This window comes from Streptomyces sp. NPDC008238 (genome assembly GCF_042956445.1).
In the GTDB taxonomy this organism is placed as follows: domain Bacteria; phylum Actinomycetota; class Actinomycetes; order Streptomycetales; family Streptomycetaceae; genus Actinacidiphila.
The window spans coordinates 1,007,759-1,020,981 of the sequence record NZ_JBIBGK010000001.1; the positions used below are offsets into that span (position 1 = coordinate 1,007,759).

At 70.7% G+C, this 13,223-nt stretch carries 10 protein-coding genes; 3 read left to right on the top strand and 7 right to left on the bottom strand.

Features of this window, described 5'->3' with window-relative positions:
- Nucleotides 1–30: 30 nt before the first annotated feature.
- From ACFZAU_RS04515 to ACFZAU_RS04525, 3 genes are read right to left on the bottom strand one after another with little or no spacing between them, the layout of a single operon-like run.
- On the bottom strand, nucleotides 31–717 hold the full coding sequence (locus ACFZAU_RS04515) for an NADPH-dependent F420 reductase (RefSeq protein ID WP_500551044.1): 687 nt from the start codon (nucleotides 715–717) through the stop codon (nucleotides 31–33).
- Between the two features lie 41 nt (nucleotides 718–758).
- Nucleotides 759–1,790 carry an LLM class flavin-dependent oxidoreductase gene (locus ACFZAU_RS04520; protein ID WP_500551045.1) on the bottom strand — a complete coding sequence of 344 codons (1,032 nt, stop codon included), beginning with the start codon at nucleotides 1,788–1,790 and terminating at the stop codon, nucleotides 759–761.
- Entirely contained in the window at nucleotides 1,783–2,832 is a 1,050-nt protein-coding gene (locus ACFZAU_RS04525; RefSeq protein WP_500551046.1) for an LLM class flavin-dependent oxidoreductase, read from the bottom strand. The genes ACFZAU_RS04520 and ACFZAU_RS04525 overlap by 8 nt, the downstream gene beginning before the upstream one ends.
- A 125-nt stretch (nucleotides 2,833–2,957) precedes the next feature.
- Between ACFZAU_RS04525 and ACFZAU_RS04530 the strand changes: the two genes are divergently transcribed.
- Complete coding sequence (locus tag ACFZAU_RS04530) at nucleotides 2,958–3,413, top strand: MarR family winged helix-turn-helix transcriptional regulator (RefSeq protein WP_499601147.1); 456 nt, start codon at nucleotides 2,958–2,960, stop codon at nucleotides 3,411–3,413.
- A gap of 24 nt (nucleotides 3,414–3,437) precedes the next feature.
- Here ACFZAU_RS04530 and ACFZAU_RS04535 read toward each other — a convergent pair whose 3' ends face one another.
- Together ACFZAU_RS04535 and ACFZAU_RS04540 are read right to left on the bottom strand one after the other, a co-directional pair.
- Nucleotides 3,438–4,247, bottom strand: coding sequence for an SDR family NAD(P)-dependent oxidoreductase (locus ACFZAU_RS04535; RefSeq protein WP_500551047.1), 810 nt, complete (start codon nucleotides 4,245–4,247; stop codon nucleotides 3,438–3,440).
- A 121-nt stretch (nucleotides 4,248–4,368) separates the two neighbouring features.
- Nucleotides 4,369–5,214, bottom strand: coding sequence for a GNAT family N-acetyltransferase (locus ACFZAU_RS04540; RefSeq protein ID WP_500551048.1), 846 nt, complete (start codon nucleotides 5,212–5,214; stop codon nucleotides 4,369–4,371).
- Between the two features lie 577 nt (nucleotides 5,215–5,791).
- Here ACFZAU_RS04540 and ACFZAU_RS04545 point away from each other — a divergent pair.
- Nucleotides 5,792–7,756: a SpoIIE family protein phosphatase gene (locus tag ACFZAU_RS04545; protein ID WP_500551049.1), complete on the top strand. Its 1,965-nt coding sequence runs from the start codon at nucleotides 5,792–5,794 to the stop codon at nucleotides 7,754–7,756.
- Between the two features lie 71 nt (nucleotides 7,757–7,827).
- Here the strand turns inward: ACFZAU_RS04545 and ACFZAU_RS04550 are convergent, their stop codons facing one another.
- Nucleotides 7,828–10,377, bottom strand: coding sequence for a SpoIIE family protein phosphatase (locus ACFZAU_RS04550; RefSeq protein WP_500551050.1), 2,550 nt, complete (start codon nucleotides 10,375–10,377; stop codon nucleotides 7,828–7,830).
- Nucleotides 10,378–10,711: 334 nt separating this feature from the next.
- Between ACFZAU_RS04550 and ACFZAU_RS04555 the strand changes: the two genes are divergently transcribed.
- Entirely contained in the window at nucleotides 10,712–11,614 is a 903-nt protein-coding gene (locus ACFZAU_RS04555; RefSeq protein ID WP_500551051.1) for a helix-turn-helix transcriptional regulator, read from the top strand.
- A gap of 450 nt (nucleotides 11,615–12,064) precedes the next feature.
- Here ACFZAU_RS04555 and ACFZAU_RS04560 read toward each other — a convergent pair whose 3' ends face one another.
- Nucleotides 12,065–13,108 carry a multicopper oxidase domain-containing protein gene (locus ACFZAU_RS04560; protein WP_500551124.1) on the bottom strand — a complete coding sequence of 348 codons (1,044 nt, stop codon included), beginning with the start codon at nucleotides 13,106–13,108 and terminating at the stop codon, nucleotides 12,065–12,067.
- Between the last annotated feature and the right edge of the window lie 115 nt (nucleotides 13,109–13,223).

Consider the following 13,223-nt stretch of genomic DNA (forward strand, 5'->3'; position numbering starts at 1 on the left):
CTCCTGCCCGGGCCCGCCCGTCCCCGGCCGCTACACGCGCGCCTCGGCCACGGTCCGTCCGCGATCGGTCTGCGGGAAGCGGTCGAGCATGGCACGCAGTTCGGTGCCGTCGACGTTGGCGCCGAAGGGCTCGGTGCCCGGTTCCAGACGGACGCCCTCGGCGAGGGGGCCGGCGACGACGGGGTCGAAGCCGAGCGCGTCCACGAGGCGGGCCACCTCGGCGAGGTCGCCGGGATCGTCGCCGGCGATGGCGATCGCCTTGCGCCCGGGCGTCCCGGCGGGCCGGGCGCCGTCCTCCAGGTCGTGGTAGCCCATGTGGTTGAAGGCCTTCACCACGCGCGACCCCGGCAGGAAGGCCTGCACGGTCTCGCTCGACGACGTGCGCGGGTCGGTGAGGTCGTCGCGTATGCCGTCGACCTCCCACCAGTAGTTCATCGCGTCGATCACGAGCTTGCCGCGCAGCGGCTCGGCCGGGATGCCGCGGTACTTGCCCAGGGGGAGGGCGAGGACCGCGATGTCCGCCCGTTCCGCGGCCTCGGCGGCGGTCACCGCGACCGCGCCCGGGGTGAGGACCTCCACCGTGAGCGCGATGGCCGCGGGGTCGCCCGAGCCCGCGACCAGCACGCGGTGGCCCGCGGCCAGGGCCAGCCGGGCCAGCACGGTCCCGACCTTGCCCGCGCCCAGGATGCCGATCGTGCGCACGCCCTCGGTGTCCATGTCGTCTCCGTTCCGTTCCTGCGTGGGTGTGGGCGTCGGGGTCAGCCCGCGAGGATGTCGCGGACCATGGGGATGACCTTCGTGCCGTAGAGCTCCACGGCGCGCATGCGGGGTCCGACCGGCTGGGGGCCCACGGTGTAGATCAGGTCGAACCGGCCGACCCCGAGGTCCCCGACGGCCGCCGCGATCTTGCGGGCCACGGTCTCGGGCGACCCGACGTACATGGAGCCGTGCTCGATCTCGGCGTCGAACTCCTCGCGGCGGACCGGCGGCCAGCCGCGCAGCTTGCCGATGCGGTCGCGCATCACCTTGTAGCCGGGCCAGAACCCCTCCCGGGCCTCCTCGTCGGTGTCCGCGACGAAGCCGGGGGAGTGCATGCCCACCGGGTGGGCGGTCGTGCCGAACTGCTCCGCCGCCCGCCGGTACAGGTCGATGTACGGCGCGAAGCGCGTGGGGGCGCCGCCGATGATGGCGAGCATCAGCGGGAAGCCGTAGCGCGCGGTGCGGACGACCGACTGCGGCGAGCCGCCCACGCCGACCCAGGTCGTGAGTCGGCCCGACTCGGTCTTCGGGAAGACGTCGGCGTCCTTCAGCGGCGCCCGTGTGGTGCCGCTCCAGGTCACCGGCTCCTCGTCGAGGAGCTTCGCGAAGAGCTCGATCTTCTCCTCGAAGAGCACGTCGTAGTCGCTGAGGTCGTAACCGAACAGCGGGAAGGACTCGGTGAAGGAGCCGCGGCCCAGGATCACCTCGGCCCGCCCGTTGGAGAGGGCGTCGACGGTCGAGAAGCGCTGGAAGACGCGGACGGGGTCGTCGGAGCTGAGGACGGTCACCCCGGAGCCGAGCTTGATCCGCTCGGTGCGGGTGGCGATCCCGGCGAGCACGGTCTCCGGGGTCGACACCGAGTACTCGGGGCGGTGGTGCTCGCCGAGCGCGATGGCGTCGACGCCGATCCGGTCGGCCAACACGGCCTCGTCGAGTACCTGCCGGATGGCGGCCGCGTGGGAGACGGGGGCGCCGGTGTCGTCCACCGGTACGTCGCCGAACGTGTCGAGGCCGAAGACGAGGTCAGACATCAGCGGGTTCCTTCGTGAGCAGTTCGCGCACCATCGGCGCCACTTCCCGGCCCAGCAGTTCGATCGTGCGGGCGCGGGCCTGGCGGGGCAGGTGCATGATGTCGTACTTCAGGTCGAAGCGGTTCAGGTGGAGGTCGCGGGCGACCCGGGCGATCTTGTGCGCCACGGTGGCGGGGGAGCCGACGAAGAGCGCGCCGTCGGCGACCTCCGCCAGGTAGCGCTCGTACGTGGGCGCGTAGAAGCCGCGTTCCTCGGAGAGCGCGGTCATGACCGGCTGCCAGTACCGCCACCAGGTCTCGACGGCCTCCTCGTCGGTGTCCGCGACGAGGCCCAGGGAGTGCTGGCCGACGGGCTGGGCGGGGTGCCCGGCCTGCTGGAGGCCGCGGTGGAAGAGGTCCACGTGTCCGGCGAACCGCTGCGGGCGGCCGCCGATGATCGCCAGCATCAGCGGCAGGCCGTAACGGGCCGCGCGGAGGGTGGAGTTGGGGCTGCCGCCGACGCCGATCCAGGTGGGGATGCCGCCCTCGCGCATGCGCGGCCGCAGGAGCTGGCCGGCCAGCGGGGTCCGGACGGTCCCGGACCAGGTGACCTCCTCCTCCCGCTGCAGGCGCATGAACAGTTCGAGCTTCTCGTCGAAGAGCCGGTCGTAGTCGGAGACGTCGTGGCCGAACAGGGCGAACGACTCGGTGACCGAGGCCCGTCCGAGGACGAGCTGGGCGCGGCCGCCCGACACGGCGTCCAGGGTGGAGAACGCGTGGTACAGCCGCACGGGGTCGTTGGTGCTGAGCACGGTGACCGAGGTGCCGAGCCTGATGCGCTCGGTGGCGGTGGCCATCGCCGACAGGAGGACGGGGGTGGCGGTGTCCATGTGTCCGGGCCGGTAGTGCTCGCCGACGCTGAAGACGTCGACCCCCGCGGCGTCGGCGAGCGCGGCCTCCTCGACGAGCAGCCGGACGGTCTCGGCGTCGCTCAGGACGCGGCCGTCGTCGGTCGCGATCTCTCCGAACGAGTTCAGACCCAGTTCGAAGGCAGTGGGCTGCATGGTCCCCTCCTCCCGCCTCCGGAACGGTTCCGCGTCCGGCGGCCAAGTGATTGACACGTCAAGCATGCATCGATATGATTGACATGTCAAACAGAGGGGTGCTCATGGGACGCGGACACGGGCCTTTGCCCACCACCGAAGAACTCCGGATCTGGCGCGACTTCATCGAGACCACCGAACGGCTCCGCGCCCACCTGGCGTCGCGCCTGCAGGCCGACTCCGCGCTGTCCCCCGGGGACTACGCGGTCCTGCTCGCGCTGCACGAGGCCGAGGGGCACCGCCTGCGCTCCTCCGAGCTGGCGGCGGCGATCGGCTGGGAACGCAGCCGCCTGTCGCACCACCTCGGCCGCATGGAACGCCGCGGGCTGATCCGGCGGGTGGAGTGCACCACGGACAACCGCGGCGCCGAGGCCGTCCGCACCGACGACGGCGCCCGGGCCTTCCGGCACGCCACGCTGCCGCACCTCGGCGCCGTCCGGGAGATGTTTGTCGACGCCCTCACGCCGGAGCAGACGGCCGCCGCGGGAGAGATCGCCGAGGCCCTGCGCGCCCGGCTGGACGCGGCGTCCGGCGCCCCGTGACGTCCGGGCGGGCGGGCCCGCGGGTCAGGGCCGGGTGTAACGGTCGCTGATCACGCCGCGCAGGCCGGCGGCGTTCCGCAGGGCCTGCCCGCGCGCCGCCTCGTCCTCCCAGGGGGTCATGTCGGGCAGGGTGGGGATGCAGACGAGTTCGCCCATGTCCAGGCCCACCAGCGCGGCGCGGACGAAGTCGTCGGCGTCGACGAACGACTCCTGCGGGAACATCGCGGAGTCCACGCCGGAGGCCTCGAAGAACTCGGTGCGCACCGGACCCGGCAGGACGACCTGCACACGGATGCCGCTGCCCTCCACCTCTCTTTGCAGGGCCCGCGAGAAATGCAGGTCGTAGGCCTTGCTCGCGGCGTAAGCGGTGCCCCCGGGCGGCGCGTGGAACGCGCCGATCGACGACAGGTTGATCAACGTTCCCGAGCCGTGCCGGCCGAAGGAGAGCAGCGCCGCCCGGGACAGCCGGGTCAGCGCGAGCACGTTCACCGCCACGAGCCGGTCCAGGTCCGCGGGCGCCGCCTCGCGCAGCGGCCCGAGGGCCCCGAGGCCGGCCGCGTTGACGACGACGGCGAGGTGCTCGTGGTCGAGGACCGCCCGCTCCACCCGCGCGAGGCCGTCCGGGTCGGCGAGGTCGGCGGCGAGGACGGTCGCCTCGAGGCCGGTCTCCCGGTGGACGGACGCGGCGAGCGCGGCCAGCCGGTCGGCGCGGCGGGCGACCAGGACCGGCGCGTAGCCGCGCCGGGCCAGCTGCTCGGCGTAGCAGCGCCCGATCCCCGAGGACGCGCCGGTGATCAGTGCGGCGGGGGTGCGGTCTGCCTGGGCATGAGGCATGGGGGGCCTTCCGTGGAGAGGCCGGATCCGTCCCCTCGACGGACCCGGTCCTCCCATCGTCGTGCCCGGGGGACCGCTGCGCCGCAGGGACGGCGGACGCGTCGCGACCGTCCGCGCCGTGTCACGCCCCGGTCGATGACCGCCAGACCCAGTTGCGGCGCTCGTAGGCCACCTGGAAGCCGAGCCGGAGCATGTTGTGCAGCGAGGAGTTGTGGGTGCCGGGTGCCTCGGCTCCGGTCTCTGCGACCAGCACACGGCAGCCGAGGTCCCGGGCCTTCAGGGCCCGGGCGGCCAGCAGGGCGGTCTGCCCGCCGCGCTTGCGGGCGTGCGGCAGCACCGCGCCGGCGAAGAACTGGGCCGCGTCACCACTGGCGTGCATCGTGCCCGTGCCGACGATCTCCCCGTCCAGCAGGGCCGCGAACGGATGCCACCCGAGCCGTCCCGCCGAGGCGGCGGTCATCTGGGCGTAGTGCTCCTCGGGCATGCCGAACGCACGGGTCACCACCGCGCCCCACTCCTGGGCCCGGTCCGCCTCCACCGGGGCGACCCGGATCCCGGCGGGCGGCTCCAGCGCCTGCGCGCGGGCCACGGCCTCCTCGACGGGGCAGACCAGCTTCACCCAGGACGAGCCCGCCGTGATGCCCTCGCGGGCGCAGATGTCGTCCCAGTCCTCCGGGAGGAAGGCGGGCGCGATCTGGAGGACGGCCTGAGCCGTCCCCTCGGCGCGGTAGAAGTCGCACACCTCGTGGATCACCTCGGCCGTGACCGGTGCGGAGACACCGAACCCCAGCGCCTTGCTCCAGTACTGGGTGGGGTCGTTGCGCATCGACAGCACGACGCCGCCGCCGATCCGCGCGGCGTTCATCCCGAGCGCCGCCCGGACGGAGCCGGGCACCTCCGTCTCGAACCGGTACAACGCCTCGGCCTCGGACCGCTCCGCGACCGCCGGGGGGACCACTGCGTTCATGTGAGGCCTGGCTCTCTTCTCTGGTGCACGTCGCCCGCGGGCCGGAACACGACCCCTGGCGGGTGGGGCCGCGCGGAGCATATATCGACAAAGTGACGTCCGGGATTCCCGTCGCGGTGCAGGTGTGGTTCGCGCCCGGCTCCCGGTGGTGGGCGCGTTCTCGGCGTGGGCGACCATCCGAGGGTGCCCCGGCGGTGGCAGGAGGCTCAGCGTCTGACCTGGTGTTCGTGCAGTCGGGCCCTTGCCGGAGCGGGAGGTCTCCTCGACGGACCCGCACACCGATGAGCACCGGTGCCCGCATCACTCTGCGCCTCCCTGACTGCGGGCGCTGTGACCTGTGATTTCCGGCGTTCCATCAGTACGGCATCGCGTCCGGTGGCCGATCGCGCCGCGGGGCGCAGCTTCACTCCCCTGTGTGCCGGTTGGGACACGCTGCGCCACGCGGTCGAAGGCCTGGGAGGCGTAGGCGATCCGGCCGTGCGCATGACGGGCGTACCGCCGGATGGGGCATGAAAGTGCGGAATAGAATGGATCGTGATCATTGGGGTCATCGCTCGATGATTGACAGGGAGCGCTGATGGACGCCTCGGACGACCTCCTTCGATGGGCTACCCCGTCGGCTCTTCTGGCCGTGGACGGCACCATCCGCTCCCTCAACGCACCGATGGCCGCGACGCTGGGCACGCCCGTCGAGCAGTGCGTGGGCCGGGACTTCTCCGATCTGCTGCCCGAGAGCCAGAGGGCGTCTGCTGAGAACCTGCTGACGATCGGGGCCACGACGAAGACAGTCGCGATGCGTGTGCTGGAGTTCTCCGCGCCGGAGAGAGCATCCGTGGTGAGCCTTATCGAAGCCCGCCCAGTGACCGATCCCGCGGGTCCTGAGCGGCTGGTCTGGTTGCACTCGGTGGACGCGCGAAACGACCCGGGCGGCCTGCTGATCCCGTTCAGGCTGGCGGCCGCGGCTGCGGACCTCGGCCTGTGGATGTACTCACCGCGGGAGAACGAGCTCGAGTGGTTGGGTGGCGCACCCGCGCTGGCCCTGCTGTTCCCGCAAGCCAAGGCGTCCTTGTCCAGGGTGGTCAGGGGGTGCCACCCGGACGACCGGGAGGTCCTGAGACGGCTCGTACGGTCGACTGCCACCCAGTCTCCCTGGATCAGCCTGCAGTTCCGTTCCGGGAGCGACGGATGGCAGCATCTGGCCTGCCAGATCCGGCGGATCCAGTTGGGCTACGGCGGCCCCGAACAGATCTTCGGAGTGATCCGGGACGACACCAAGTTGGAGGCCGGTCGGCAGAGAGCGGCGGCCACGCTGTCCGCGGAGCGTCAGCGTGCCGACGAGATCGCCGCGTTCTCCGCCGCTCTGATCACCGCAGCCACCGAGCAGGAACTGCAGCAGGTCGTCCTGACGCGGGTCGCCGCCACCTTCGGGGGCACGGGAGCCGTGCTCACGCTCCTGGACCAGGAGACAGGGCTTCTTCACGCCTCCTCCGACGCCAGGGTCGATCCGCAGCAGATGGAGGCCATGGACGGCATGTCCCTCGAGCAACCGCAACCGCTGACCTGTGCGATCCGAACCGGCGTGCCGTATTTCATCCCCAACCATGAAGAGCTCATTCGCGACTGGCCGCAGAGCGCCACCATCCCGTGGCTGGACTCCTTCGTCGGGATATCGATCGCTCCCCTCAGTCCGGTCGGCGACCAACCGCTCGGGGCCTGGGCGGTGATCTACGACAGGGAGCACCACTCACCCCCCGACGAGCGTGCCCTCATGAGCACTCTGGCGGACCTGGCGGGGCAGGCACTCAGACGCATCCGATTGCAGCAGGCCCGCGTCGAGTTGGCCGCGGCTCTCCAGCAGAGCATGCTGCCCACCCTGCCCGAGTGTCTCCCGGGCTTGGAGGTCGCCGCTCGGTACCAGCCGAGCCGGGACGGGCTCGACATCGGCGGGGACTGGTACGACGCCTTCGTGACGCCCGACGGTGCGGTGGCCCTGGAAATCGGCGACAGCCAAGGGCATGACGTCGATGCCGCCGCCTTCATGGGGCAGGTGCGCACTTCCATCCGCGCGATCGCCTCACACGAACCGGACCCGGCGACCGTGCTGACGCGCACCAACGAACTGCTGGTCACCATGAACGCGGCACGATTCGCCAGCTGCACCATGCTGTACATCGGTCCAGGAGAAGGGCAGGTCACCGGCGCCAGCGCAGGCCATGTGCCCTTGCTGTGCGTACGCGACGACGGCAGCAGCACCATCCGCGAGCTGCCGGGCGGTCCGGTGCTGGGAGTCCTGCCGGGAACGGACTACCGCGAGGAGACCTTCATGCTCGACGAGGGCACCGCACTGGTCATGGTCACCGACGGAGTGGTCGAAGGGCCGGGCCTGACGCTGGACGCCGGCCTGGAGCAGGCCGGGATGCTGGCTGCCCACGCCCTCCACGACGGATTGAACGCCGATGCGATCGCCGACCAGATCCTCGACGCCGCGGTCGCGGTGGACCACCTCGACGATGTGGCCGTCCTCGTCATCAGGCGCGTATAGCGGCACCGCACCGTGGGACACCCCGTTGCCGTCGGTAGGAGGCGACGGCGACGGGGGCGCGAAGCGCTGTCCTAACGCGGTTGGGCGACCGGCGGTCGGTGATCCGCGTGCACGACGCAACCTCGGTGATCGCCGGCGGCCTGGGGTGGACGCAGATCATCTGCGTGCGAGGGCGCGCAGGGCAGGTCTTGATCGACCCAGACGAGCTTGCCGCCCGTCGCGGACCGAAAGCCCCACCTGTGGGACAGCTGAGCGATCATGAACAGGCCACGGCCGCTCTCGTCGACGAAGCGAGCGTGGCGCAGGCGGGGGTGGCAACTGCCGCTGTCGAAGACTTCACAGGTCAGGACTTCGTGCTGGATGAGCCTGAGACGGATGGGGCCGGCGCCGTGGCGGATGGCGTTGGTGACCAGTTCACTGACGATGAGTTCCGTGTTGGGCACGAGGTGGTCCAGCCCCCAGTCCCTGAGTTGCCGGGCGGCCTTGTGCCGTGCCGTCCGGACGACCGTCGGGTCAGCCGGGAGGTCCCAGGAGGCGATCTGGGCGGCGTTGAGCGTGCGGGTCCGGACGAGGAGCAAGGTGACGTCGTCCGACGGCGCCTGGGTCGGCAAGGTCTCGATCACCGAGGAGCACAGGTCCTCCAGGGACTGACCGGACCGCGAGAGGACGGAGCCCAGGCGGCGCATTCCCGCCTCGATGTCGTCGTCCCGGGACTCGACCAGGCCGTCGGTGTAGAACGCGAGCAGACTTCCCTCGGGGAGCTCCACTTCCACGGAGCCGAAGGGAACCAGGCCGAGGCCGAGGCCGAGCGGGGCGCCGGTGGGCAGGTCGGGGAAGGCGACCCGGCCCCGCGGGTCGATGATCGCGGGCGGCAGGTGCCCGGCCCGTGCCATGGTGCACTTACGGGTGACCGGGTCGTAGACGGCGTACAGACAGGTGGCGCCGACGACCGCGGGAGGCTGGTCGGAGGCGTCGGCGTCCTCCTCGGTCAGCCGTCGGACGGTGTCGTCGAGGTGGGCCAGCAGCTCGTCCGGGGGCAGCTCCAGGTCGGCCAGGGTGTGTACGGCGGTACGGAGCCGGCCCATGGTTGCCGCGGCGTTGATGCCGTGGCCGACCACGTCGCCGACGACGAGGGCCACTCGGGCGCCGGAGAGCGGGATCACGTCGAACCAGTCACCCCCGACGCCGGCATCGATGTCGGCTGGGAGGTAACGCGAGGCCGCCTCCACCGCTGCGCCGCCCCTCAAGCGGCGGGGGAGCAGGTTGCGTTGGAGCGCCAGGGCCGCGCTGCGTTCACGCGCGTACTGGCGGGCGTTGTCCAAAGAGAGGGCTGCCCGGCTGACCAACTCCTCGGCCAGCAGCAGGTCGTCCTCCCGGAACGGCACCGGGTTCTCCGTGCGTGCGAAGACGGCCATGCCCAGCATGGAGCGTCGCGCGCGAATGGGCACGACCATGAGGGAGTGCACCCCGTTCTCACGGATCTTCTCCGCCCGGCACGGATCACGGTCGATCCATGTTCCGGCAGAGGTGTCCAGCACGGCTTCAAGGTGAGACCGCCCTGTGAGCAGGACCCCGGCGAACGGCGAGGCCGGTGAAACCGGAACGGGCTCGCCGCGCGCCCACCACGACTCCGGGACTCCCGGGTGGATCGAGGCCAGGCCGACACGGCGGCAGGCGCGGGGGAGACCGCTCGTGGTGTCGGAACGCGCCGAGGGCTCCTCGCCGAACGGAACCGAATCCGCGAGGTCGACGATCGCGTAGTCGGCCAGCAGCGGCACCGCGACGTCGGCCAGTTCCTGCCCGGTCTGCACGACGTCCAGCGAGTTGCCGATGCGCGTGCTGGCCTCGTTGAGAACCGCACGGCGCTCACAGACGCCCTGGCTTCCGGTGACGTCGACGATCACCGCGCAGACTCCCTGTGGCCGGCCCTTCGCGTCCTGAAGGCAGAAGAAGGACGCCGAGAACGCGTGCTCGCGGCGCGGACCGCCCGCCGGCCACGCCTGGTACTCGTGGACCGCGGTGCTGCCGCTCTCCAGTACCTGCCGCATGACGGCTTCGAGCCGTTCGGCGTCGAAGCCGGGCATCGATTCGGTGAGCCGACGTCCGAACCGGCGGTCGCGGGGAATGCCGTCGTGACGTTCCATGACGTCGTTCACCCAGGTGCACAGGAGTTGCGGGCTGTGAACGACGATGCCGATGGGTGCGCGGATGAGGAGCGACTGTCGTACTGATCCGTTGATCGTCCCCGAGGAGAGTGCGTCTATGTCGGTCAGGGACACCAGCCATCGCAGGGTGGCGCCCTGCCCCCGGAGCAGGGAGATGCGCAGGCTCAGGTTGAGGGTGTGGCCGTCTCGGTGGCGGACCGTTGCGGTACCGGACCAGCCGCCCCGAGCACGGCACTGCTCGGCGAACGCCGAGTCTCCCAGGACCTCCTCGAAGGACGGCAGCACGAATGCGGCGGACTGGCCCAGCACGTCTTCAGCCCGGTGGCCGACAAGCCGCTCAGCCGCTTGCGTCCACGCGACCACCGCCCCTCGCCTGTCGATCATCGCTATTGCGGAGTCGGATATCTCCCGGGGCTTCGGGGGCTCAATGAGTTCGGCCTTTTCAGTGGTTATCATCGCGGTTTATCCCTTCAGGCGTGCGACGCGGGGAATAGCCGGTCTTCGTGCGATTCCAGCGAACCAGCCGGAGGGGTGTCCGAGGAGGGTCAAGCAGGCCCCGCTCGGACATGGCCTGCCGGTCCGGGTACTGGCAGGCCCCCTGTCCCGCGCCGACAGATCCCCGAGGGATGTCCGGGGATCAAGCGGATCGACCTTCGGGCGGTGGCCGCCCTGTCGCCGGCGCCGGCGGGAATGTCCGGGGTGCTGGTTCCGGTTGAATGGAGGCTCTTTCGGGGACTTCCTTCGATGGCTTTCCTTTCGCCGGCTGGCGGTAGGGCGTTAGCCTTGAAACATGGGCAAGGAAGCGTCCAGTTCGAGCGACAACAAGGAGCTGAGCGATTTTCTGCGGTCCCGGCGTGCCCGGGTGGCTCCCGAGCAGGCCGGGGTCGTACCTGGGGCGAGCCGCCGTGTCCCGGGACTTCGGCGTGAGGAGGTCGCCTTCTCGGCCGGGTTGAGCGTGGACTACTACATTCGCCTGGAACGCGGGCGGGTCGGCAACGCCTCGGAAGCGGTACTGGAGGCCGTGGCCCGGGCTCTGCGCCTGGACGACACGGAGCGCGCGCATCTGTTCCACCTGGCCAGGCCGGGGTCCGTCGTCAGAGCCAGCCGGCCGGAGGTTCCGCGGAGAGTGCGTCCGGGTGCACACGCTCTGCTCGAGGTTCTCGCGGACACCCCCGCCATGATCCTTGACGGCCGCATGGACGTCCTTGCCCTCAACCGGATGGCACGGGCCATGTTCGTCGATTTCGAAGCCATTCCGGTCCGCGAACGCAATTTGGCAATGTTTGTATTTCTCGACCCTGCGGCGCGTGAGTTGTTCATCGACTGGGAAATGGCTGCCCGCATGGTCGTCGCGGGGTTGCACCTGTACGCGGGTCGGAATCCGGATGATCCGCGTCTGAACGAGCTGATCGGCCACCTGTCGGCTACGGACGCGGACTTCGACCGATGGTGGTCCGCACACGATGTGGAGGAGTTCTCGCACGGCACTAGGCGTTACCGGCACCCGCTGCTCGGGGAAGTCGTGCTCGACTACGAGACCCTCGTATTTCCCGGTGACCCTGACCAGTGGCTGTACATCTGTACGGCCCCACCCGGCTCACCGTCTTCCGCGGCGTTGCATTCCCTGGCCGACCGGATCGGTGACCCGGACGGCGATCCGGGCCGGAGGCCACCCCGGGCCGGTCCGCCCTGATGTGGTACGGCTTCATCGACGGTAGGCAACAGTCCCTGCGCCAGGGCCCGTTCGTGATCGGACGGCCGGCAGGCCGGACGTCGGGAATGTCGTTGTAGGGCGTCACTTACGTCCGCACGCGCGCGAAGACCCCGCATCCAGCGTTCTGGCTGGTGGCGGGGCCTTCAGGCACCTCGTGCGCGGTGCCCCCGGACGCCCGTTCGTTGACGCGGTCTGCCTGTCGGAGGGCTCGGTCGAGTTGGCCGCCGCAGCCACTCTGCGGGGGGTGGAAGCTGATCCGGCGATCGTGGTGTCCCTGCCGGTGTACCGTCCTCGGCGGTCACCGACACCACGCGGCGGCCGACGTGCCTGCCCGTTTCGGACCGTCGGCCGCCAGTGTGCTGCCGCACATTGGCGGATGCCCACCGCCGACCGGACCGGAGGACCGACCACCCTGCCGCGGGACGCGCGTCACCCCGTGTGGTGGTGCTCGTGCTCCCCGCCGGAGGGCGTCTTCGCGCCACTCTTCCCGGACTTCGCCGCGCCCGCGGCGTGGTCCGGGTGGTGCGGTTCGTAGCCGGGGATCGTGCCGTCGGGCTTGGCGACCAGGAACAGCCCGGCCATCCCCATGTCGGAGTGGCTCTGGACGTGGCAGTGGTACATCCAGGCGCCTGCGCCCACGTGTTCACCGGCGATGACCTGGAAGCCGAAGGAGTCCGCCGGCCCGGTGATCTTGTTGTCGATCACCCGGCTGGGGTCGTCCGGGCCGGTCAGCAGGCCCGTCCTGTTGTCGGCCCAGCGGTGACCGTGCATGTGGAACGTGTGGTAGTACTCGCCGTGCGTGATCATGATGATCTCGACGCGGTCGCCCACCGTGGCCTCGAAGTCCGGGGTGTCGGCACCGGTCCTGTTGTTGATGGTCATGTCGTTGAAGACGATCGTGAACTGCTTGTCCGGCAGGATGTCGCCCTTACGCCGCACGACCACCGGCCCGTACAGGCCCTTGCGGATCCCGCCCGTTCCGTGGTCGGTGCCCACGACGTGGTCGTGGTAGTGCCAGTAGCCCGCGCTGCCCGGCCGCCAGGTGCCGTCCTTGCGCCGGCCCGGGGCGTGGGTGCGCCAGGTGTACGTCCGTGTGCCGCCCGGCTCCACGTGACTGCGGGTCATCCGCGTGCCGTCGCTGGAGATGTCGTAGTCCATGCCGTGCACGTGGAGGCTGGCGTCCACGTCGGAGGCGTTCTCGAACTCGATGTGCAGGGTGTCGCCCTCGACCAGTTCGATCAGCGGACCCGGCACGGTGGCCTTGCCCTTCTCCAGGCCGTACCCCATCTGCCCGTTCGGCAGCGTCTCGGCGTAGAGCTTGAGGTGGCGCACCTGGCCGCCGGCCGGTGCGGTGGGCGGTGCGGGCTCCGCGGAGGAAGCCGTGGGGGCGGAGGCCACCGCCAGCGTGCCCGTCCCGGTGGCGGCGACGACGCCACCGGCCAGCAGCCGCCGGTTGAAGCTCCTTCTGTCCAAAGCCATACCGGTCTCTCCAGTGCCGTGAGGAGACGGTCGGGGCGCGAGGGTCCCCGGGGACGGCCACACGGTAGACCAGTGATCTCCGTTTATCCACACCCGGGACAAAGTTGGT